Source organism: Aliiglaciecola sp., assembly GCF_039982535.1.
Lineage (GTDB): Bacteria > Pseudomonadota > Gammaproteobacteria > Enterobacterales > Alteromonadaceae > Aliiglaciecola.
In genome coordinates this window covers 14,054-36,481 of record NZ_JBDWYG010000019.1, presented here as the reverse complement: position 1 = coordinate 36,481, position 22,428 = coordinate 14,054, and the positions used below count along the sequence as shown (strand labels likewise).

Below are 22,428 nucleotides of genomic sequence, written 5' to 3'. Positions count from 1 at the left end.
TTTTAGCACATAAAAGCGGCAAACTATTTTTCTTCATTTTGTTTCCATAAATCCTCCCATTAACTAAGTTATATTTATAAGCTAATTTGATTTTTTTATTTAAATTAGTGGTTCAGGCTAACCCATTTTTTATCAGATTATGGTAGATTGATGTCGGTTAAAATATCAGTGAGTCTGAATGTGAAAATAAGCAGCAATTTTGATTCTGGCAATATTGTCGTAATCAACGCAGAAAATCCGCAACAAATCGAATTACAAATACGCAATGACAACCAGTCTGATTTTTATCAATGGTTTCATTTCAAACTAGATTCCACTCCTTTTGTTGAACATAAAATTAATATTGGTGACCTAGCCAATTCGGCGTACCCAGAAGGGTGGGAAGGTTACCAAGCTGTTGCCTCCTATGATCGCCAAGAATGGTTTAGAGTCGAGAGTACTTTTGACGGCGACAACCTCTCTATTTCATTTACCCCAGAGCATAATCATACTTATTTTGCTTATTTTGCACCCTACAGTTACGAAAGACATTTAGATTTATTGGCCAGCGCACAAGTTAATGAGCATTGCCAATTGCACCATTTAGGTGAAACTTTAGATGGGCGTGATATGTCGGTGTTAGAAATAGGGCAGCGTGAAGAGAAAAAGCCTGTCATTTGGATCACCGCAAGGCAACATCCTGGTGAAACTATGGCCGAATGGTTGATTGAAGGCTTATTAATACGTCTTTTGGATGCGGATGACGGTGTGGCCAGAAGATTGCTTGATAAAGCAGTCTTTTATGTGGTTCCTAATATGAACCCAGACGGTTCGGTTCGCGGTCATTTGCGCACTAACGCCGTGGGGTCAAATTTAAATAGAGAATGGGAGTCACCTAGTTTAGACAAAAGCCCTGAAGTATTTTTAGTGATGCAGAAAATGCAAGAAACTGGGGTGGATTTATTTTTAGATATTCATGGAGATGAGTCTTTACCCTATAATTTTGTCGCTGGTTCAGAAGGAAATCCAGGCTACAGTGATAGAATAAAAGGGTTAGAAGATGCATTTAAATCGGCGTTTTTAACGGTTACACCAGAATTCCAAGATGAATTTGGCTACGATAAAGATGCACCAGGCAAGGCTAATATGACGGTGGCGACTAATGCCGTAGGTCAATTATACGATTGTTTAGCCTATACATTAGAAATGCCATTTAAAGATAATGCTCTTTTGCCTGATGAAGATTATGGTTGGTCACCAGAAAGATGCAAACAGTTAGGTGAAGATTTATTGGTAGCCGTTAACGCGGTGGTAAATGATTTACGTTAGTTTAGATAAACACAATTAGAAACTTGTATTAAACACGATATAACAATAAAAAAAGGGGAGTCGTTTGGAAGTTTTTCATGATTTTTTAAAGCTATTAGATAGCTATTTAGGGGGCAATGCGCTGTTTCCATTTATCTTACTGGGAACAGGTCTGTTTTTTACAATTTTTCTAGGTTTTCCACAAATACGCTACTTTAAACATGCGTGGAAAGTGGTAACAGGCAAGTTTGATAGCGATGATTCTCCTGGTGATACTAGTCATTTTAGGGCATTAACTACTGCTTTATCAGGTACGGTAGGAACAGGAAACATCAGTGGTGTGGCTTTCGCTATTTTCCTAGGTGGGCCTGCTGCTTTGTTTTGGATGTGGGCAACTGCGTTTTTCGGTATGACCACTAAATTTGTCGAAGTAACGCTTTCTCACAAATATCGTGAAAAAACAGAAGATGGCACCATGGCCGGTGGCCCCATGTATTACATGGATAAACGTCTAAATATGAAATGGCTAGCTGTGGCTTTTGCCATTGCCACTGTTATCAGTTCTTTTGGTACAGGTAATTTACCGCAAAGTAACGGTATCGCGACCAGTATTGAAGAGACATTTGGCTTCGAACCTTGGATTGTTGGTAGTGTCTTGGGTATTCTACTTGCCTTGGTAATCTTAGGTGGAATACAGCGTATTGCTGCTGTGACATCTAAAATTGTTCCTTTTATGGCCTTAATTTATCTAATTGGTGCTTTAGCGGTAATATTTGCTAATTTAGAGAATATCGGTCCTTCTTTCACTTCAATATTTGCAGATTTGTTTACCGGTTCAGCGGCAACTGGTGGATTCTTAGGGGCGTCTATTGCCTACGCGTTTAACCGTGGTGTGAACCGTGGTTTGTTCTCAAATGAAGCTGGTCAAGGTTCTGCTCCTATTGCCCATGCTGCAGCTAAGACCAAAGAGCCTGTGTCTGAAGGTATGGTGTCAATTTTAGAACCTTTTATCGATACAATTGTGATTTGTACCTTAACGGGCTTAGTGATTTTATCTTCCGGCGTCTGGAAAGATAAACACCTCAATGAATTTGAACGCTCTAGTCTCGAAATCGTGGCTGGTTCTTATTCAGAAGATGACCAACAAGACCGCGAAAACCTTTATCACTATTTAAACCATATCGGTAATTCAAATGTTGAGAAGTACAGTGGGGATATTCAAGTTGTTTCCGGTAAAGCCGTAAGCACTGGTTTTACTATTATCCACGCTCGTTCATTGGCTGAAGACGTGGTGTTTACTGTAGGTGGAAATGAAGATTTGTTCACCGGCACAGTTAACGTTGTTGATGGTAGCATCGAAAAAGAAAACTTAATTCTAACCGGTAAATCTTTGGTTCACTCAGCGCGTTTAACCACAATTGCGTTTACCAAAGGATTCTTCGGTGACTTTGGACAGTACATAGTCTCTATCGGCTTATTATTGTTTGCATTTTCAACGGCTATCGCTTGGTCTTACTATGGTGATAGAGCAATGACCTATCTATTAGGTTCCCGTTCGGTCATGCCATACCGTGTCGTGTATGTTGCTGGTTTTGTATGGGCATCATTTTCCGACACAGAATTAGTTTGGACCCTAGCAAGTGTTGCTATTGTGGTAATGACCTTACCAAACTTGTTTGGTATTTTGATGTTGAGCAAAGAGATGAAAAGCTCGGTGAAAGATTATTGGGAAAGATTTAATAAGGAAAATAAATCTTAATCCAGTACAATATTCTCAATAATTAATTTGTGTAACGTTGACGGTGGGAAACTTCCGTCAACGTTTTGTATTTGGAGTTTGAATATGGCACTAATAGAATGCCCAGCATGTAATAAGAAAATTTCTGATAAAGCAGATTCTTGTTCTCATTGTGGTTTTGCAGTGGGGGATGCTTCGGCTGAAGATCTGTTACGAAAAAAGAACCTTAACAAATTTAAAAAACAACACAGTATACAAAATCATTCCATGTTAGCGATGTTGATGTTTGTCGCTGGCTTTGGTTTTATGTATTGGGGTGGGGCACAGCCAGGTGATCTTCAACACACTATTGCTATTGCCGTCTCTGTTACTGGTTTTGTTTGGTATGTGGTCAATCGAATTCGACTAATCTTTTTAAAGCGAGCAAATTAGTGAGTATTGATGCGTTAGTGTCATCTATGACACAAGAAACCTATGAAAAGTTATTACAAGCCGTAGAGACCGGTAAGTGGCTTGATGGTCTACCCTTGACAGAAAGTCAACGAGAGAGCAGCATGCAAGCGGTCATGATGTACCAAGTGAAAGTTCTAAAGCTTGATCAGCACATGACCTTAAATGCCGATGGCCAGATTAATCATAAAAGTCGTCAACAACTAAAAGAGCAGTTTGCTCCACAAAGCAGTATAGCGCGGTTTAAACAGGATGATTTTTAAACACTTTTTTCGACCCAAATATCAGGATCCTAACCCTCAAGTTAGAATTCAAGCAATTGCAAACCTAGTCCCAGAAGAGTCACAACACAAATCTCAATTGCATGAACTTGCATTCAATGATGAAGATCCTAATGTCAGTCTAGCAGCATTAACCCGCCTTAATAGCTTTGCGTTATGGTGTAAAATGGCAGACACCGCTAAATCAGAACGTGTTAAAAAGCGTGCTCAAGCAATGGTTGAAAGTGCTTTGTTTGAGCAAGGTGATTTAGTCATAAGTGATCAAGAAAGAAAACGCTTTATTGCTGAATGTAAAAGTAATTCATTATTGGAAAAAATGCTGCAACTACCTGCGGTAAAAAACGATGAATCTGGTTTATTGCTCACGGTATTGAATAAGCTGAATAAACCTCATGTTCTTAAGCAGACGTTTATCAATAGCGATAATGAAAAAGTGCAATTGAGTTTATTGCCTTCAATAGATGACGAATCGACTCTTAACAAAGGGCTGAAAAGAACTACATCTTCTGCTGTAGCAGATGCCATCCGTAATAAACTAAATCAACTTGAACAAGCAAAACTCAAACCTAAAGAAATTGAGAAAGATGCTAAGTTAGTGCTGTCCCAATTGTTGGCCCTAAAAGACAAGTCTGATTTTGTACATATCAAACAGCAAAATGACGCTCTGGTTAGCTCTTTTTTGTCACTGCAACAAGAGTTTTCCTACCTTAAAGATGAAACCAAAACTCAATTAAATGCTCGCTTCGAAGAGATAAGTCAGAAGATTACTCACTTAATTCAACAGTTAGCGCCTAGTTTCGAAGCTGCTGAGCAAGCTAATGCCCTTAAAAAGCAACTTGATGAAATTAATGACAAAGTAACTTCAATACTCACTAGCGCTAACCAGGAACTGGCCCAAGACGTAGAAAAGGTAACCTTGGGTGCAGTGGAAGCTTATGAACATGCACTGCAAGCGTGTCAGCAACAATTAGTTAGTTTGTTACCAGAATTAAAACATTACAATGATTTAAAAAAATCTTGGGATTATATCTCTGCGCAAATAACGCAATGTCGCTCAACCTTGGAACGTTTGCCTGAATTTAAAAAAGCAGTGACCTTAGGTAAAGAGTTCCTTGAAAAGTTTTCACATTTAGCGCCGCCGTCAGACGTTAGTCAGATCAGTGCCTCAAAAGAATTTTTGTCTGAGCAAACGTTATATTGGAAAGCATTATCTGAACCTTATGGTTCAGGATGGCCAAAAGAGCTTGAAAAACAATGGCAAGACCGCCGTAAAGAATTTAACGCGGGTTTAGCTAAGCTACTAGCCGATGTAAAACAAAACGAGAATCGATGTAAAGCCAAACTCCGAGCCATAGACAGTTTGATTTCACAGGGTAAGTACAACGCTGCAATAAGTTTATATTCAAAAGTAACGAGTTGGTACGAGCAATTGCCCGAGCGAAATCAGCAATATATTAGTCGCCAGCTTGAAACCATTAAAGAGCAAGTAGAAAACCTTAAAGGTTGGCAACAATATATAGCTCAACCGCGCAAACCTGCAGTGTTAAAAGAAGCCGAAACCATTGCATTACATCCTCTCCCAATCGAGCAGCAAGTTGCAGAAGTAAAGCGTTTGAGAAGTGCATGGAATAGCCTAGGTAACACTGGCAATGAAGCTGATTCCATTCTTAATAAAGCGTTTGATATGGCCATAGAAAAAGCATTTGAACCTTGTAGGTTACATTTTGCAGAAATGGAGTCTCAACGCAAAGAGAATGAACAGCAAAAGTTAGAGTTAATAGAGCAATGCAAACAGTTACAAACTGAAGACAAAGGGATAAGTGACATTGCCGATGAGGTCTCTGTGATCCAACAACGCTGGAAGCAGGTTGGTAAAGTAGACTACAAAATTTTAGATAACATCAATGCCGCTTATGCAAATGCTTTAAAGCCCTTGAAAGAGCGGATTCAGCAATTTTACCAAGAAAATGCAGAGTCTAAGCAATCACTTGTTAAACAGGCTCAAAATTTAATCGAACTTGAAGATATTAATGAGGCAGTTGAACAAGCCAAAAAGTTACAACTTCAATGGAAGAATATTGGCAACGCCGGTCGTAAGCAGGACTCATTATTGTGGAAAGAGTTTAGAAGTATCAACGATCAGTTATTTGCCAAACGTAATGATATGCAAACGAGCTCAAAACAAGCCTTGCAAATAGAAACACAAGAAGCACAGACCAAACTGCAGGAAATTCAGGAATTGGCCAATAAGGCAGATAGTTTTTCTGCCATTGAACAGGTTACTGAGCAATTGGTGGGGTTTAATAGCGCACATGAAGACAACGTTTTAAAGACCCTTAGCCATAAAATAGCGAAAATTGAAAAACAGTTAATTAACAAAAAACAGTCAGTTCACAGTAACAAAAAACGTGGACTGTTAGTGAGTATGTTTGAATTACTGAATGGTACATTGGATGATGGAAATGGGGATGATGGAAATGGGGATGACGTGCTTGAGCAATTTCCACAAGCTTGGAAACAAGCTTATCTAAGCAACAATGCCACTGATTTTAATCGTAATGAGATAGCTGTGTTGCTAGATATTCTGGAGGCCGTTGAAAGCCCACAAGAAGATCTTCAATTGCGTAAAAAGCTGCAGTTACAAATGATGACTGACAAGCTTCAACACGGTGAACAGCTGGATAAAGACAGTTTACTATTACAGTTTATCCAAGCTGGAAAATTACCCATTGACGCTACAGCTAAAGATATTGAGGTCTTTGAACGTGTGAAGACCCACTTTATTAGTTAATTCTTGTTTCCGAAAACGCGCTGGTGAATTAACTTAATTCACCGCGCAAATTGGTGACTAATTGACGTTTAATTTCTTCTACAGAGAGCTCTTTACTGAGTAGATAATGTAGTTTTGCTAAAGCTGCTTCTGGTGTCATATCGTTACCAGAAACTACCCCAACTTCACGCAATACATGGCCATTGGCATAACCACTCATATTTACTTTACCACTAAAACATTGGGTGCAATTTAAAACAATAATATCGTTCTGTTGTGCGGCTTTAAGCTGCGCTAATAAGGCTGCATTTTGTGGTGCATTGCCTACGCCATAACTCAGTAGTACCAATGCTTTAACCGGTTGTTGTAAAGTATTTCTAATTACCTCAGCGCTGATCCCTGGATATAAGGTGACCACACCTATGGGTTGCGCATTAACAGGACTAACCTTCATAACCTTTTGTGTTGGCTGACTGATTGTTCCAGAAACCAGTTCGATATCAATCCCAGCTCTAAGTAGTTCTGGATAATTGGGCGAGCCAAAGGCAGCAAAACCATCAGCGTCAACTTTGCGACTGCGATTGCCACGAAATAGACGGTTATTGAAATACAGAGATACTTCTGAAATAGGGTAGTTAGCAGCGATATACAGAGCATTTAACAGGTTTACTTGCCCGTCTGAACGTAATTCAGCGAGAGGAATTTGTGAGCCTGTGACGATTACCGGTTTGCCCAAATCTTCTAACATAAAAGATAACGCAGAAGCAGTGTAGGCCATGGTATCTGTACCATGTAAAATTATGAAACCATCATAGTCGTCATAGTTATCGCTAATATCATCGGCGATATTTTGCCAATCTTGTGGGCTCATATCCGACGAATCAATTAAACTTTGATACTCATGTATCGTAAACTCGGGCATCTCTGGACGATGAAATTCTGGCATATTGTTCAGGGTTTCGGTTAAAAATCCTGAAACCGGTACATAACCTTGGGTTGAAGGCCGCATACCGATGGTGCCTCCGGTATAGGCTACATAAATGCGTTTCTTAGTGTGAGTCATCTTGTCCATTAACTATTTATTTAAAGTCGCGATTGTAACCCGAAATTTTCGCAAATTAACGATATATTGTTGTAATTAAGCTAAATATTCACAAAAATAGCTAAAACAGACTAGTGATGTATAGTCCCTAGTCGAGACGAAATTTAAGGACTTATTTTGATCAATTTAAAGGCACTGACTCCATTATTATTAATTCTTATGAGTACGTTGTATGTTGGCGCTAGCCACAGTGAAGTGATGAGCATGCGTGACCGTGCAGCGTTAATAGATGAGATATTGCAAGATCGTTTGGAGCACACACTTCCGCAGTTGATGGAGCGCGAAGGCATTGATATGTGGATTTTGATCTCGCGAGAGTATAACGAAGATCCAGTGTTAAAAACCATGTTGCCAGCGACTTGGTTATCAGCCCGGCGCAGGACCATTTTAGTTCTGTTTAATCCAGGAAATGGGCAAGCAATTGAGCGTCTTGCCGTGAGCCGATACGACGTTGATAGTATGTTTAGAAAAGGTTGGAATAAAGAAAAACAACCGAACCAATGGCAGCGACTTGTGGAGCTAATACAGCAAAAGAATCCGCAAAAAATTGCATTAAATAAATCCGCTCATTTTGCGTTGGCTGATGGCGTAAGCGCAACGGAATACGAAGAGCTAATGGACGCCTTGCCTGCTCAGTTGTCGAAAAAAGTGGTTTCATCACAAAATTTAGCCATCGCTTGGTTAGAAACCCGTAGCGACAAAGAAATGCAAGTGTACCCAGAATTAATTAAAATTGGCCATGGCTTAATTGCCGAGGCCTTTTCTAATCAAGTCATTACCCCAGGTAAAACCACCACTGAGGATGTTGTTTGGTGGTTGCGGGAGAAAAGTAGAGAGTTAAAGCTAATAAATTGGTTTCATCCCTCTGTCTCCATTCAACGCTCAAGTAGCGTAAAATTTGATCACCTAAAAGCATTTACTGGCACTAACCCTGAACAAGTGATCCAAGCTGGAGACCTTTTACATGTGGACTTTGGTTTGACCTATCTACGATTAAACTCAGATCAACAACAGCATGCTTACGTGTTAAAACCCGGCGAAACCGATGCGCCTATTTACCTTAAACAAGCATTTGCTAAGGCCAATCGTTTACAGGATATTTTCACGCAAAATTTCAAGGCGGGAAGAACCGGTAATCAAGTATTAAAAATGTCCCGCGAACAAGCTATTGCTGAAGGTATCAAACCCTCTATTTACACTCATCCCATTGGCTACCATGGCCACGCTGCAGGAACCACATTAGGGATGTGGGATTCACAGGGTGGGGTGCCTGTTAGAGGTGATTACCCGTTGCATCTGAACACGGCTTACTCCATCGAATTAAACGCAGCCACCTTTATTCCTGAGTGGAAAAAGGAAATACGCATTATGTTAGAGGAAAATGCGTTTTTTGATAAAAACGGGGTGCAATACCTAGATGGTCGGCAGAAAACTTTTCACTTGATACAGCCGCAATAAAGTCTGCGCCAGATTAAAAAGTGTTACAGAGTTTGTTTTAACAAGCCTAACTGAAAAGGCTTTGTTATTCTTAACCCTTATAAAAATAATAAACACGCACCAACACAGGAAAATATATGAAATTCACCATTAAGCCTATTGCCGTTAAGCAAGCACTTATCGCAATGTCTGTCACTATTGCTTTAGCAGGTTGCGCTAACACCAATGAGAGCGCCAATGCTAGCTCAGTGGCGGCTGAAAACATGTCCCAGTTAAGCGAGTCTCAAAAAATCCAAAGCTTAACCGAAAATTACTTTAATGAAAGTATGGCCTTAAATCCGGTTTACTCGACTTTTGTGGGTGAAACTAAGTATAACGATAAATTTAATGAGCCTTTGAGTGATGAGTTATTGGCTAAAAATTTGGCCTTTGAGAAAAAATATTTGGCCGCAGTGAAGCAAATAGACCCGAGTAAATTGAGCGGTCAAGATTTGCTTAGTTATGAAGTCTTTAAACGTGATCTTGAAGTTGGTATTCGTGGTTTTGAATTACCGGAACACTTAATGCCCATTAGTCAATTTGGCGGCGTTCATAGTTACTTTGCCATGCTAGGTTCAGGTAGCAGCGCACAGCCATTTAATAACGCAGAAGATTATCGCAACTTTATGCAGCGCGCTGCTGGTTTTGCGGTTTATATGGACAGTGTTATCAGCACAATGCGAGAAGGCATCAAACAGGGTGTAGTACACCCCAAACCTATTATCAATAAATTGATTCCACAACTGGAAGCCCACTTTGTTGACGATGTAACCCAAAGCGTATTTTATGGACCTGTTGCTGCGTTAGACCAAAATAACAATATTTCTGAGCAAGAAAAAGCTGATATAAAACGTGAATATATTACGGTTATCGAACAACAGATTATTCCTGCTTATGACAAGGTAGCAAAATTTGTTGCAGGGGAGTACTTAGAAAATGGCCGTGATACTGTGGGCTTATCAGCTCTTCCTGATGGTAAAAAATGGTACGAATATCGTATTGAAACTAACACTACTTTACCGCTAACCGCAGAAGAAATTCATGAGTTTGGTAAACAAGAAGTGGCGCGAATTTTATCAGAAATGATTAAAGTAAAAGAAACCGTGGGCTTCGATGGCGATTTACCGGCATTTTTTGAGTTTTTGCGCACAGATGACCAATTCTATTTTGATTCTAAGCAAGGCATTATTGATGGTTACACTGAAGTAAAAGAAAGAATTAATCAGAAGCTGCCATTATTGTTTGAAGTTTTCCCTAAAGCGGATTATGTGGTGAAACCAGTTGAAGCATACCGCGAAGCGTCAGAAGCGGGAGCGAGCTACATGCCGCCTTCGCCTGATGGTTCCAGACCTGGTGTTTTTTATATTAATACCCGGGATCTAAAGGGCCAACCTAAGTTTTCATTGGAAACCTTGAGTATCCATGAAGCTGCACCAGGACACCATTTTCAAATAGCCATTCAACAAGAAGTTGAGGGGTTACCTAAGTTTCGTAAATTTGGTGGTTACACTGTGTTTGCCGAAGGCTGGGCCTTATACGCCGAAAGTTTAGGTAAAGAGTTAGGGCTCTTCACAGACCCTTACATGTGGTATGGACGTTTAAGTGACGAACAACTTCGTGCAATGCGTTTAGTGGTGGATACTGGGTTACATGCGTTTGGTTGGAGCCGTGAACAAGCTATCGACTTTATGTTAGATAACTCTTCTATGGCTAAAAGCGACGTCGTGGCTGAAGTTGAGCGATATATTTCCATTGGTGGTCAAGCTCTTGCTTACAAAATAGGACAACGTCATATCCGTATGTTGCGCAATAAAGCCTCTGCCGCACTCGGAGATAAGTTCGACGTTCGCAAGTTCCACACTCAAGTGTTGATTGATGGCGCATTACCTATGCCCATTCTTGAAGCTAAAATTGACCGTTGGATCGAGAGTCAAAAAAGTTAAACAACCTGTGTTCAAGAGTAATGAATCAGGTTTACACCCTTAAGTGCGTTTTCAGCTCATGGCTGATGGGGTAGTATCATAGACGAGGCTTAGGTCTCGTCTTTTTTATTGTATTGAATTTATTTCCAGCAGCTTATTTTATAGGACTTTCGTGAAGTTTTTACATACCTCAGACTGGCATATTGGCCGTCAATTCCACAACGTTTCTTTACTTGAAGATCAAGACTTCGTTCTTAATCAGTTAATTGAATACATTAAACAAGAAAAGGTTGATGCACTGATTATTGCTGGCGATATATATGACCGTGCACTACCTCCAGCCAATGGGGTAGAGCTTTTAGATCGGGTGTTAAGTACGATTTGCATGGAGTTGAAAATACCGACTATTTTGATCCCAGGTAACCACGATAGTGCCGAAAGAATCCGATTTGGTGCCAACCAGATGAAACAATCGGGTTTACATATTATGGGTGAATTACAGCAAGTGACCCAACCAACGGTTATTGAAGTTGAAGGACTTGAAGTCGCTTTTTATGGCATTCCGTATTGTGAACCAGCGATGGTAAGAAATACCTTTGATGTGGAGGTTAGCAGTTATGATGAGGCCCATAGTTACCTAGTCGAAGAAATTAAAAAAGTGATGACAGACAAACAAAAAAATGTGTTGATCAGCCATTGTTTTATTGATGGTGCCAGCGAATCTGACTCTGAACGACCATTACAAATAGGCGGCGCAGACCGGGTGAGTTATCAACCTTGTATCGACTTTGATTACGTGGCCTTAGGGCACCTGCATAGTCCCCAATTTAAAGGAAAAGAACACATCCGTTACTCTGGTTCGATCATGAAATATAGTTTTTCAGAGCAGCACCAGAAAAAAGGTGTAACCCTTGTTGAATTCGAACCTGAAATGCCAGTCTCAATGACACACCTTGCGCTTAAGCCACTCAGAGACATGCGTATTATTGAAGGGGAATTAAGTACTATTTTAGAACAAGGTAAAGTCGACCCCAACAATGACGATTATCTTTTAGTTAGGCTAACAGATAAACACGCCATCTTAGATCCCATGGGTAAGTTAAGAGAGGTGTACCCCAATGTGTTGCACCTTGAAAAACCTGGCATGTTAGAAACCAACTCAACGCAATTAAATCAAGAGTCGTTAAAGCAAGGGGAGCTGGATATGTTTCGAGATTTCTATTCGCAAATTGCCGGCCAAGCCATGTCAGAGGATCAAGATAAATTGGTCTGTGAACTAATTAATCAATTAACCAAATAGGGAGATTAACATGAAGCCACTTAAACTGACTGTGCATGCTTTTGGCCCTTTTTCTGGAACTGAATGTATTGATTTTGCGGACTTGGGATCTAACCCCTTATTTTTGATAAATGGCCCCACAGGTGCGGGCAAAAGCTCCATACTCGATGCCATCTGTTTTGCCTTATATGGCCAAACAACAGGGGCTGAACGCTCAGCCTCGCAAATGCGCTGTGATTTCGCCGATATAAATTTACTAACCGAAGTAACCTTAGATTTTAGCTTGGGCAACAAAGCCTATCGCATTTCTCGGATCCCCATGCAAGAGAGGGCTAAGAGTGTTGGTGAAGGCACCACGTCGCAAAATTCCAAAGCCAGCCTTTGGGAACTTGATGGCAGCGAAAATAATCGGCTACTAGTTTCATCTAGCGTGAAAGAAGCTGACAACAAGATTAAAAGTCTTATTGGATTAGATGTTGAACAATTCCGTCAGGTTATGGTGTTACCTCAAGGTAAGTTTAGAGAGTTGTTGTTAGCGGACTCTAAAGATCGCGAAAAGATATTTAGCCAGTTATTTCAAACTTCCATCTATAAGAGGATTGAAGATGGTTTAAAACTCCAAGCTGCAGAGATTAAAAAAGCGGTGGAGCAACATCAGAACCAAATAAAAGGCATATTGCAAAGTGCTGACGTCAACTCAGAAGAGCAGGTTGCAACAAGCATTGAGCAGATAAAACCAGAACTTGCACTGGCATTTACTCAAAAACAAGATGCACATAACCAGGTTAAACAAACGGAAAAAGCCTTAGAAGCGGCCAATCAATTAGTTAAAAAGTTCACCGACTTTGAGTTGAAAAGTCATGAGTTAGAGCAACTAAAAGAATCCATTCCCGCGTTCGACCAACAAAAACAACAGTTGAGGCTTGCCCAAGTTGCACAAAAGTTAGCGCCTCTTTTTAAAGCCAAAAACAGCGCGGCATCAAAACTAGCTCAAGGGCAGGAAAAATTAGCTAACAGCCAAACGGCATTAAACCAATATGACGCCCAGTTAAAACGTGCAGTGGAAAAGTTTAGCGCCGCGCAAGTTGAGCAGCAACAAGTTGAGTCTGTGCAAAAACAACTCAATCAACTGGAACAGTTTTTAAAAGTGGCGCAAAGCTTAAACGCCGCCACAGTGTTAAAAGAAAAGGCCCAATCACAGGCTACGGAGAGTAAAAGTAAACTTGATAAGCAACAAGGTCAGATAGACACTATCAGTTCACAAATAATGGGCTTAGAACAACAATGGCAGCAACTTTCAGAGCAAGTAAGCGCCATCGCAGCACAACAACTATTACTTGAAAAGTTAAGTCAAAACTTGACTAAGGGTAAAAATTTACAGAAGTTACGGGACGAATTAAAGCAACTGCAACAACAAAGTGCTCTGGCCAGACGTGATTATGATTCGGCCCAAAATAGCTTATTAGACAGTTCACGCTTAGTTAAAAAAACCGAGTTTTCTTGGCATGCTAGTCAAGCGGCTATTTTGGCCCAAGAGTTAGAAGACGGAGAGGCATGTCCTGTGTGTGGTAGTGTACAGCACCCTAATATTGCCACGACACAAGGTGATATTGAGTTCACCAGCAAAGAAAAAGTCGATGAGGTTAGAGCTCTAGAACAACAGGCAACTAACACGCGAGATAAGGCAAAAGCACTATTAGATACTGCTGTCAGTAAGGAAACCGTTAAACAGAGCTTAATTGACTCCCTAAACCAAGAGCTAGGTGATATTGCATCTAAAAGCATAGTAGAGATGCAAACTGAGCACGACACTCAGCAGCACAAAGTCAGTGAGTTGTTAAGGGTTCAAAAAAACCTGACAACGGTAACTGAAAACCTAGAAAACAATAAAAACACACTCAAAGAGTACCAAACTAAACTCTCTGGTTTGCAAGACCAAGCAGCGATAGATGAGAAAGGTTTGATCACTGCTGAAGCGAATGTTGCGCAACTTGAAAAACAAGTCCCCCTTCAGCAACGTAATATTTCTGAGCTAGAATCCAGTATTGATGGCTTAAAACTTAAGATTAGCAAACTGGATCAAGCTTTAGTGTCTGCTCGACAAGACAAAGAAGTCGCCCAATCTCAATTCGACCAAGGTCATGCCAACAACCAGGCATTACAGGCAAATTTAACTGAACTGCAAACCGAAAGTCGAGAGGCAGAAAAAACCTGGGAAACCGCTTTAGGGGCAAGTGAGTTTATTAATGAAGACGCTTTTTTAGCCGCGCAACTAAATGATCAACAACAACTTGAGTTACAAACCAATATTGAAGAGTTTAAAACTAGGCTGGACAATTTAACCGGGGCGGTTTCCCAACTTAAATCTGAATTAACCGCCCAAAGCAAACCTAACCTTGTTGAGATCCAAGACGAACTTGCCTTGGCTAATTCAGTGCTTAATGAAAAAGATCGCATATGGCGGGAATTAGAAGAGCGCAAAAATCAGCTTCTTTCGGTGCAAACCAAGTTAATTTCTGCCCATAAAAAGAACCAAGCACTTGAAGCGAAATATCAAACCGTAGGAACCTTATACGAGGTATCCAATGGACTCACCGGTGATAAAGTTAGCTTGCAGCGATTTGTCCTCAGTGTCTTGTTAGATGATGTATTGATACAGGCTTCACAGCGATTGTCGTTAATGAGTAAAGGCCGATATCAACTTATTCGCAAGGAAGAGCGTGCGAAAGGCAACAAAGCATCTGGACTTGAACTTGAAGTAGATGATGCCTACACCGGTAAATCGCGTCCTGTTGCCACTCTGTCAGGGGGAGAGTCCTTTATGGCAGCCTTATCATTAGCCTTGGGTTTGTCTGATGTGGTGCAGTCCTATTCAGGTGGTATTCGACTGGATACATTATTTATAGATGAAGGCTTTGGTAGTTTAGACTCTGAGTCGTTAGATTTAGCCATCCGCACTTTAATCGATTTGCAATCCACTGGCCGCATGATTGGGATCATTTCCCATGTTAGTGAGTTAAAAAGTCAAATGGCCCTGCGAGTTGATGTGAAATCAGGCAGAGCGGGTAGCCAAATTGAGGTGTTAACTGCATAACGAGTCTGAATATAAAAAGCCATGGCATAAATAGACAAAAAACATATCTGCTTGACAATATAGCGCATATAGTTACCATGGTAACTATATTGTTTTGATTAAGGACTGCTCTGTGCATTGTATCTTTGCCACCATTACACCAAAGGCCCAATATTTTAAATCTGCAAAAAAAGCTATTCTTGGAATATTAGGGGCTACTCGAAAAGAAGAAGGTTGCTTGCAATTTGACGTCCACACAAATCAAAGTGAAACACAGCTATTTTTATATGAACAATGGCAGGATGAAAGTGCCCTTGAACAACATTATGAGCAAGATTATACAAAACAGGTGTTTGCTGCTTATCAAGAGTGGTTAGCTGAGCCTGTTGAGATAAAAACCATGGCTTTGCTTAAATAAAGGTAGAAGTTTAAAAATATGTTTTTTCTAAAAGAGCTACCGACTCAAGCAATGATAAACCGCTACAGTGAAGATTACTTTCCTGAGCGAAGTGAAGATGTCGCTAAAAAATTGCAAGGACTGCGAGAATACAGCACTTTGATTCGAAAATTAGAGGACTATTTTGCTAGCCACAACCTTTCTCAATTACGATTTTTAGTCATGATGGTGATTGATCGGGAGCCGGATCGTGATCATCTCTTTGCCCATGAAATAACAGAGAGGTTAGATGTATCGAAGCCGGTATTGAGTCGAGCCATAAAGAAGCTTATTGCAGCCTCGTTATTGTCTTCCAAAAAGGATAAGCAAGATGCAAGGGCTGTTTTGCTATCTTTAACTCCAACAAGTAAAGAATTACTGAGGTCAATATTGCCCGGCTATTTTGACATTCTGAGTGCTCAAAGCCACTCGGTGTAGATAAAACCGTTATCCGTTTATGTAAGTTTTGGGCTTGTAGTAGCACATGTCCAAGTTACCGTTACCCTTAAAGTGAAAGAATTCACTTTCTAAACCACGAGCGCTTTGTAAACGCTTTTGGAAGGCATCAGAGTCCTGTTTTTGTATTTCAATGTTAATGCGTTCTTCAGGGGCAATATTTTCTGCTATTTTAATCCAATGTATTTTACTACGCTGCTCAGCTTGTTCGATAACGCCACTCGCTTCATTGACACTTGCCCGTTTTAAGGATTGCAAGGCAGGCATGCCATAGATAACCTGACCAAAGGAGCTCATGTTTCGATCTAGGTGTCGAGTAGCTTGGCCAATGACTATATAAAAATGGGTAGTGGCTGAGTCTTTATTTACATCCCTGGCCATGGCTACATTGCCTGGGCAGTGAAGAAGCCACTCTTCTTTACTTTGTAAATCTCGACCGGCAGGAAATTCATGTAAATAGCCAGTTTCAGGTGCCATAAAATCATTTTTTTGTTCCAGTTGAAAGGCACTCATGGGGGGAATAGGGCGGGTAAACTCTGCCTTTAGTGGACTATTAAATTGAGTTGGTTTTTTATCCTCAAGATCACCTGCTTGGGCAACAAAGCCGTCTATCACCCGATAAAAGTCTAAGCCGTCGTAATAACCTTGGTTCACTAAGTTTTTAAACCGTGTAACATGATTAGGCGCAATAAATGGTGCAAGCTCTATGATCACTAATCCTTCGTCAGTTTGCATATAAACTTGGTTTGCTAATGCAGGTGCTCGCCATTCCGTTTGAATTTTACTTAACGCCGAATCACTAAAAAAGGTAAGTAAGACTAACAGAGCGCTAAATGATTTCATTGAAATTCCTTAATACGAAAAAGCCCGTTAATGATTACATTAACGGGCTTTGATTCATTCGTAAACTTTATTGTGTTTTACTTATTTAACTTCCACACCTGCCGCTTGTTTATCAGCGTGATAACTAGAGCGAACCATAGGGCCGCAGGCTGCATGGGTAAAACCGATGCTATGAGCGTAATCACCTAATTCGTCAAATTCATTAGGGTGTACATAGCGCTTTAATGGGTAATGGTGTTTACTAGGTTGCAGATATTGTCCCAACGTAAGCATATCAACGTTGTGGGCACGCAGATCATCAAGCACCACACTTATTTCCTGCTTGTCTTCACCCATTCCCATCATCAAACCAGACTTGGTGGGGATTTCAGGATGCTGTTGCTTAAACTTCTTAAGCAGATCTAAAGACCACTGGTAATTCGCACCTGGACGACATTCACGATAAAGGCGAGGAATGGTTTCCAAATTATGGTTAAACACATCTGGCACGCCTTGTTTAAATATCTCTAGTGCGCGATCCATTCGTCCACGGAAGTCTGGAACCAGAACTTCAATTTTAGTCGTAGGGCTGTGCTCACGAATGGCATTGATACAGTCAACAAAATGTTGTGCACCACCATCACGGAGGTCATCACGGTCAACTGAAGTAATAACCACATATTTTAATCCCATTTCGGCAATGGTTTTTGCCAATTTAATTGGCTCTTCAGCACTTGGAGGCAAAGGTTTCCCGTGGGCAACGTCACAAAATGGACAACGTCGGGTACAGATGTCGCCTAAAATCATAAAGGTCGCTGTACCATGGTTGAAACATTCTGCCAGGTTAGGGCAGCTTGCTTCTTCACACACCGAATACAGATTATTTTTGCGCAACGTTTGTTTGATGTGATCAATTTTTTCCGTTGTACGGGGTAATTTAATTTTGATCCACTCAGGCTTACGCAACATTTGTTCTTTTTCAGTTGGAACAATAGTAATGGGAATGTGCTTTACTTTCTCATCGTCGCGGAGTTTTACTCCAGCTTGTGGTCGTGCGTTACTCATCAAAACCTTCTTTATATTCTTTGTGATCAATATTTAACAAATTGCAAAAGTGCTCAACTAATTTAGTTCCAGCGTCGTTTACAGATTGTGGTCCACCAATAGTTGCGCAATTTATCATCTCAAGGCCTGCATAGCCACAAGGATTAATACGATTAAATGGAGACAAGTCCATATTTACATTTAATGCTAAGCCGTGAAACGAGCAGCCTTTGCGTATGCGAAGCCCAACAGAACAGACTTTTTTATCATCAACATACACTCCAGGAGCATCCGCTTTAGGGTAGGCGTTAATGGAGTAGTCTTGTAATGTGTTCACAACACAACTTTCAAGGGCCGTAACCAAGTTTCTTACGCCGAGCTTACGTTGTTTAATGTTCAACAGCACATACATGGTTTGTTGGCCAGGTCCGTGATAGGTCACCTGACCGCCACGGTCTACTTTAACCACGGGTATATCCCCTGGTGCCAACAGATGTTCCTCTTTGCCAGCTTGACCTTGAGTAAATACAGGTAAGTGTTCAACTAACCATATTTCATCTGCAACTGTAGCGTCTCGTGTATCAGTAAAGTCTTGCATTGCCTGCCATATTGGCTGATAAGCTTGTTTACCTAGTTGACGAACAATTAAAGACATATTATTCAACGGGTACTGACAAATTCATTAAAGCACAACTCGCACTAACTCTAGGCTAGATAACTCAGTGTAAATAGTTTCCATATGTTCTTTACTCGTCACCTTTACGCTAATAGATAACGAATGATAAGTGCCTTTAGAGCTAGGTTTTATGGTTGGACTATAATCACCTGGTGCGTGATTTTGTAAACAAGAAACCACGTCAATTGGAAGTTGCTCATGGGCAACTCCCATTACTTTAAATGTTTGTAAACAAGGAAAATCCAATAATTGATCGAATTTAGTATCCACTTTTTTCTCTTAACTAATTTGGGGATTTGAATGTTAGTAAATAGACTAGTCACCAAATCCAAGTTGTAATTTTATGTAATCGTAGGCTCGGTCAAACAAGCCACCTTCTTGCACTTCTTGTAGTGCAACTAACGGATATTCTGCAATATCTTCGCCTTCAAGTTGTAAAAACAACTTACCAACCACTTCACCTTTAGCGATAGGGGCTTCTAAGCTTTTTTCCAGTTCGAAGTTTGCTTTTAGGTTTTTGACCTGACCTCTAGGTATAGTTATGGGGGTGTCTTGGTTAATTCCCAAGTCTACAGTTTCTTTGTCACCCATATAAATGCGATGAGAAACGAAGCTGTCTCCAGCTTTATAAGGGGTAATAGTTTCAAAGAAACGGAAACCATATTTTAATAATTTTTTATTTTCGTTTTTACGGGCTCTTTCACTATCCGCGCCCATAACCACTGCAACTAAGCGCATATCACCTTGGGTCGCTGAAGTCACCAAACTGTAACCAGCATCTGATGTATGACCGGTTTTAATTCCGTCTACATTTAAACTTTTGTCCCAAAGCAAACTGTTGCGGTTGTATTGTTTAATGTCATTATAGGTGAACTCTTTTTCTTCATATAAAGCATATTCTTCTGGAACATCATTAATCAAAGCACTGGCTAGAATAGCCATATCACGCGGTGTGGTATAGTGATCAGCATCATGCAGACCATGGCTATTTACGAAATGCGTTGAGGTCATTCCTAATTTTTCAGCATGGGCGTTCATTAAACTAACGAATGCACCCTCTGTTCCTGCAATATGTTCAGCCATGGCAACACAAGCATCGTTACCAGATTGAATAATAATGCCTCGGTTTAAATCATGAACTGAAACTTGTTTACCGACTTCAATAAACATCTTAGATGAGTCAGGAAAGTTTTTGGCCCAGGCGTTTTCAGATACTGTGACCATATCGGATTCGGAAATATTACCCAATTTAAGTTCATTCCCAATCACATAACTGGTCATCATTTTTGTTAAGCTTGCAGGAGCTAATTGAATATCCGCGTTTAGTTCCGCTATTACATGACCTGTATTATGATCGATCAACAAGAAGCCTTTTGCGGCGACAGTCGGAGGAGGGGGAATAACCACGGCTGAGAAGGCACTAACCGAGAATACAGCTGTGCTAACTGAGCAAAATAACCCGAAAAAAATAGACTTAATATTGTTCATTGACCTACCATTTTTATTAATCTTTTAAAAAGTGTTTCGTGAGCGCTGCGTAATATATCATTTCTGTCATTTACTTTCGTGAAAAATATCTGCAAGTTCGTTTAATCGCTCACATTTTATGTCGGACGACATGCTTAATTTCAACTCTAAATGAATAAGCGCCAGCGTAAATCAGTACAGGCGTATATTTCAACTCATAATATGACCGCTAAAAACCTAAAAAAGTTTAGTTAGCGGTTAATTTTAAGTTTTCAGGACTAAAAGCAGCAGAGTCTTGATTGAAGGTTAGGGTATTAATGTTGATTGACTATAAATACGAAATGCACTGCTGTAGCCATCTTGTTTTAATTGTTGCAAAAGTTGTTCTGCATGATTTTCATCATTTAGGGGGCCTAAGTGCAATCTAAATAACCCATTTTCGTTAGGCGTGTTGACGGATACTTGATATTGGCTTTGTAAACCTTGTGCTAAGGCTTGCACTTTTGTTTCGTCTTGAAGTGCTGCAACTTGAATGAATAACTGCTCACTTTTATTCGCTGCCACTAAAGTCGTCGGTACTGGAGCGGGTGTGTTACCTACCGTTAGAGTGCCATCTTTATCCAAGTGTAAAACTTCTACTTTTACCTTGGCGGTTCCCGTATCTAACACACCGATCTTCATTGCTGCTGCATAGGATAAATCAATGATTCGATTATCATGGAAAGGACCGCGGTCGTTCACTCGCACTACTGCAATTTTGCCATTTTCAATATTGGTCACTTTTACAATTGATGGCAGGGGTAAGGTTTTGTGAGCGGCACTCATGGCAAACATATTATAAACTTCGCCATTTGCAGTTAAATGGCCATGAAATTTTTGTCCATACCAAGATGCAATACCTTGTTTAGCATAACCTTTTCCGGTTTTAAGGGGTTTATAGTATTTTCCTAACACAGTATAGGGTCGCATGGATGCGGCTAGATATGGCTCGTAGCTGGGTTTGACATCTCGAAAGTCAATATCATTGCTAATTGATTTTGGCTTTGAATCCGAATGTTGACTGTAACGGCCTGTATTGCTGCATGAAGCAATTAAAATACAAAATATCAAACAACCAAGTCTTTTCATTTTTATTCCATTGCTTGTTTTAGTTGTTGGCTGAATTGAAATACTGCCATGGCATACAAAGGACTATGATTATAACGGGTTATCGTATAAAAATTAGGTAGACCAACCCAATACTCAGTGTTGTCAGTTTGTTGAAACGCCAATAATTTTACACTTTGCTGTGGAGTTAATGAAACCTCGTCACTAAGACTCACTCCTGCGGCCTCTAGATCTTGCCATGTGTGTTTGTACTTTAAACTTTTACTAATCAGTTTATCAATCTTGTCATTGGACACTGGCACACTCGCTTTAAATGCTACGGGTTCACCGTCCTTCCAACCGTGACGTTTGAAGTAGTTTGCCACACTGCCAATGGCATCCGTTGGGTTGTTCAACAAGTCACGTACACCATCGCCATCAAAATCTACCGCATAATGACGATAACTCGATGAGATAAACTGCCCCCAACCCATAGCACCAGCATAAGAGCCTTTCACTTCATCTAAGTCAAATCCTTCTTCTCGGGTAAGAAGAAAATACTCAGCTAACTCACTTCTAAAAAATTTCGAGCGGGGAGCGTAATGAAAACCTAAAGTATAAAGCGCATCTAAAACCGAGTACTTACCTTTATATGTGCCGTAAAATGTTTCTACACCAATGATGGAAACAATAATTTGTGCCGGAACGCCAGTTTCTTGTTCCGCTCGTTGTAAGTCGTCTTTGTGTTGTTGCCAGAATTCCACGCCTTTTACTAAGCGTTTGTCGGTTAGAAAAATAGGGTAGTATTGATGCCAAGGTTTCGCTTCCCAAGGTTTGGCAATTGCATCTAAAATAGTTTGATTTTTTTCAGCATTGCTCAGAGTTTGTCTAATGAAGTCTGCTTCAAATTGATGCTTTTCAGTCATCATAGTAATGAACGCTTCAACCTGATCGTTAACTTCTGGCTTAGTCGACTGTTCAGCTGCAACCTTCGTCAAATTAAGACATAAAGCGGAACATAATAGTATTTTTGCTAGCGCTCGCATTTTCTCTCCATGGCTAA

The 22,428-nt window shown here is 40.3% G+C and carries 19 protein-coding genes; 11 read left to right on the top strand and 8 right to left on the bottom strand.

Features of this window, described 5'->3' with window-relative positions; translation table 11 throughout:
* Positions 1 to 180: 180 nt before the first annotated feature.
* The 5 genes from ABJV04_RS04180 (at position 181) to ABJV04_RS04160 (ending at position 6,547) form a co-directional block, all read left to right on the top strand.
* Positions 181 to 1,308 carry a M14-type cytosolic carboxypeptidase gene (locus ABJV04_RS04180; RefSeq protein WP_348490116.1) on the top strand — a complete coding sequence of 376 codons (1,128 nt, stop codon included), beginning with the start codon at positions 181 to 183 and terminating at the stop codon, positions 1,306 to 1,308.
* 64 nt (positions 1,309 to 1,372) lie between these two features.
* A complete protein-coding gene (locus ABJV04_RS04175) occupies positions 1,373 to 3,046 on the top strand; it encodes an AGCS family amino acid carrier protein (protein WP_348490051.1) in 1,674 nt (557 codons plus the stop codon).
* A gap of 84 nt (positions 3,047 to 3,130) precedes the next feature.
* Positions 3,131 to 3,457 carry a hypothetical protein gene (locus tag ABJV04_RS04170; RefSeq protein WP_348490050.1) on the top strand — a complete coding sequence of 109 codons (327 nt, stop codon included), beginning with the start codon at positions 3,131 to 3,133 and terminating at the stop codon, positions 3,455 to 3,457.
* Complete coding sequence (locus ABJV04_RS04165) at positions 3,457 to 3,738, top strand: DUF1315 family protein (RefSeq protein WP_348490049.1); 282 nt, start codon at positions 3,457 to 3,459, stop codon at positions 3,736 to 3,738. The genes ABJV04_RS04170 and ABJV04_RS04165 overlap by 1 nt, the downstream gene beginning before the upstream one ends.
* On the top strand, positions 3,728 to 6,547 hold the full coding sequence (locus ABJV04_RS04160; RefSeq protein WP_348490048.1) for a DUF349 domain-containing protein: 2,820 nt from the start codon (positions 3,728 to 3,730) through the stop codon (positions 6,545 to 6,547). The genes ABJV04_RS04165 and ABJV04_RS04160 overlap by 11 nt, the downstream gene beginning before the upstream one ends.
* A 28-nt stretch (positions 6,548 to 6,575) precedes the next feature.
* On the opposite strand, the gene ansA is transcribed toward ABJV04_RS04160, so the two are convergent.
* A complete protein-coding gene (gene ansA / locus ABJV04_RS04155; RefSeq protein WP_348490115.1) occupies positions 6,576 to 7,589 on the bottom strand; it encodes an asparaginase in 1,014 nt (337 codons plus the stop codon).
* A gap of 198 nt (positions 7,590 to 7,787) precedes the next feature.
* On the opposite strand from ansA, the gene ABJV04_RS04150 reads away from it, so the two are divergent.
* From ABJV04_RS04150 to ABJV04_RS04125, 6 genes are all read left to right on the top strand, one after another.
* A complete protein-coding gene (locus ABJV04_RS04150; RefSeq protein WP_348490114.1) occupies positions 7,788 to 9,086 on the top strand; it encodes a M24 family metallopeptidase in 1,299 nt (432 codons plus the stop codon).
* A gap of 116 nt (positions 9,087 to 9,202) precedes the next feature.
* The gene (locus tag ABJV04_RS04145; protein ID WP_348490047.1) at positions 9,203 to 11,047 is read left to right on the top strand and encodes a DUF885 domain-containing protein; all 1,845 of its coding nucleotides are present in this window, start codon (positions 9,203 to 9,205) and stop codon (positions 11,045 to 11,047) included.
* Between the two features lie 151 nt (positions 11,048 to 11,198).
* Positions 11,199 to 12,326: an exonuclease SbcCD subunit D gene (locus tag ABJV04_RS04140; protein ID WP_348490046.1), complete on the top strand. Its 1,128-nt coding sequence runs from the start codon at positions 11,199 to 11,201 to the stop codon at positions 12,324 to 12,326.
* Between the two features lie 10 nt (positions 12,327 to 12,336).
* Entirely contained in the window at positions 12,337 to 15,399 is a 3,063-nt protein-coding gene (locus tag ABJV04_RS04135) for an SMC family ATPase (RefSeq protein WP_348490045.1), read from the top strand.
* A 112-nt stretch (positions 15,400 to 15,511) separates the two neighbouring features.
* The gene (locus ABJV04_RS04130) at positions 15,512 to 15,796 is read left to right on the top strand and encodes a putative quinol monooxygenase (protein ID WP_348490044.1); all 285 of its coding nucleotides are present in this window, start codon (positions 15,512 to 15,514) and stop codon (positions 15,794 to 15,796) included.
* Between the two features lie 18 nt (positions 15,797 to 15,814).
* On the top strand, positions 15,815 to 16,252 hold the full coding sequence (locus ABJV04_RS04125; protein ID WP_348490043.1) for a MarR family transcriptional regulator: 438 nt from the start codon (positions 15,815 to 15,817) through the stop codon (positions 16,250 to 16,252).
* A 9-nt stretch (positions 16,253 to 16,261) separates the two neighbouring features.
* On the opposite strand, the gene ABJV04_RS04120 is transcribed toward ABJV04_RS04125, so the two are convergent.
* The 7 genes from ABJV04_RS04120 to mltB all read right to left on the bottom strand — a co-directional run bounded on the left by ABJV04_RS04120 (position 16,262) and on the right by mltB (position 22,411).
* Positions 16,262 to 17,113 (bottom strand): peptidylprolyl isomerase, encoded by an 852-nt coding sequence (locus ABJV04_RS04120; protein ID WP_348490042.1) that lies wholly within the window; start codon positions 17,111 to 17,113, stop codon positions 16,262 to 16,264.
* 81 nt (positions 17,114 to 17,194) lie between these two features.
* Positions 17,195 to 18,157, bottom strand: a complete 963-nt coding sequence (gene lipA, locus ABJV04_RS04115) for a lipoyl synthase (RefSeq protein ID WP_348490041.1) — start codon at positions 18,155 to 18,157, stop codon at positions 17,195 to 17,197.
* A complete protein-coding gene (lipB, locus tag ABJV04_RS04110; RefSeq protein WP_348490040.1) occupies positions 18,150 to 18,800 on the bottom strand; it encodes a lipoyl(octanoyl) transferase LipB in 651 nt (216 codons plus the stop codon). The genes lipA and lipB overlap by 8 nt, the downstream gene beginning before the upstream one ends.
* An 18-nt stretch (positions 18,801 to 18,818) precedes the next feature.
* Entirely contained in the window at positions 18,819 to 19,082 is a 264-nt protein-coding gene (gene ybeD / locus ABJV04_RS04105) for a DUF493 family protein YbeD (RefSeq protein ID WP_348490039.1), read from the bottom strand.
* A 45-nt stretch (positions 19,083 to 19,127) separates the two neighbouring features.
* A complete protein-coding gene (locus ABJV04_RS04100; RefSeq protein WP_348490038.1) occupies positions 19,128 to 20,300 on the bottom strand; it encodes a serine hydrolase in 1,173 nt (390 codons plus the stop codon).
* A gap of 285 nt (positions 20,301 to 20,585) precedes the next feature.
* Positions 20,586 to 21,407 (bottom strand): septal ring lytic transglycosylase RlpA family protein, encoded by an 822-nt coding sequence (locus ABJV04_RS04095; protein WP_348490037.1) that lies wholly within the window; start codon positions 21,405 to 21,407, stop codon positions 20,586 to 20,588.
* A 2-nt stretch (positions 21,408 to 21,409) separates the two neighbouring features.
* Positions 21,410 to 22,411: a lytic murein transglycosylase B gene (gene mltB, locus ABJV04_RS04090; protein WP_348490036.1), complete on the bottom strand. Its 1,002-nt coding sequence runs from the start codon at positions 22,409 to 22,411 to the stop codon at positions 21,410 to 21,412.
* Positions 22,412 to 22,428: the final 17 nt, after the last annotated feature.

Excerpts from the sequence above, each read along its gene's own strand:
- ABJV04_RS04125 (WP_348490043.1), top strand. The coding sequence starts at position 15,815 with ATGTTTTTTCTAAAAGAGCTACCGACTCAAGCAATGATAAACCGCTAC.
- ABJV04_RS04135 (WP_348490045.1), top strand. The coding sequence starts at position 12,337 with ATGAAGCCACTTAAACTGACTGTGCATGCTTTTGGCCCTTTTTCTGGA.
- ABJV04_RS04160 (WP_348490048.1), top strand. The coding sequence starts at position 3,728 with ATGATTTTTAAACACTTTTTTCGACCCAAATATCAGGATCCTAACCCT.
- mltB (WP_348490036.1), bottom strand. The coding sequence starts at position 22,411 with ATGCGAGCGCTAGCAAAAATACTATTATGTTCCGCTTTATGTCTTAAT.
- lipA (WP_348490041.1), bottom strand. The coding sequence starts at position 18,157 with ATGAGTAACGCACGACCACAAGCTGGAGTAAAACTCCGCGACGATGAG.
- ABJV04_RS04120 (WP_348490042.1), bottom strand. The coding sequence starts at position 17,113 with ATGAAATCATTTAGCGCTCTGTTAGTCTTACTTACCTTTTTTAGTGAT.
- ABJV04_RS04170 (WP_348490050.1), top strand. The coding sequence starts at position 3,131 with ATGGCACTAATAGAATGCCCAGCATGTAATAAGAAAATTTCTGATAAA.
- ABJV04_RS04145 (WP_348490047.1), top strand. The coding sequence starts at position 9,203 with ATGAAATTCACCATTAAGCCTATTGCCGTTAAGCAAGCACTTATCGCA.
- ansA (WP_348490115.1), bottom strand. The coding sequence starts at position 7,589 with ATGACTCACACTAAGAAACGCATTTATGTAGCCTATACCGGAGGCACC.
- ABJV04_RS04095 (WP_348490037.1), bottom strand. The coding sequence starts at position 21,407 with ATGAAAAGACTTGGTTGTTTGATATTTTGTATTTTAATTGCTTCATGC.
- ABJV04_RS04150 (WP_348490114.1), top strand. The coding sequence starts at position 7,788 with ATGAGTACGTTGTATGTTGGCGCTAGCCACAGTGAAGTGATGAGCATG.
- ABJV04_RS04100 (WP_348490038.1), bottom strand. The coding sequence starts at position 20,300 with ATGAACAATATTAAGTCTATTTTTTTCGGGTTATTTTGCTCAGTTAGC.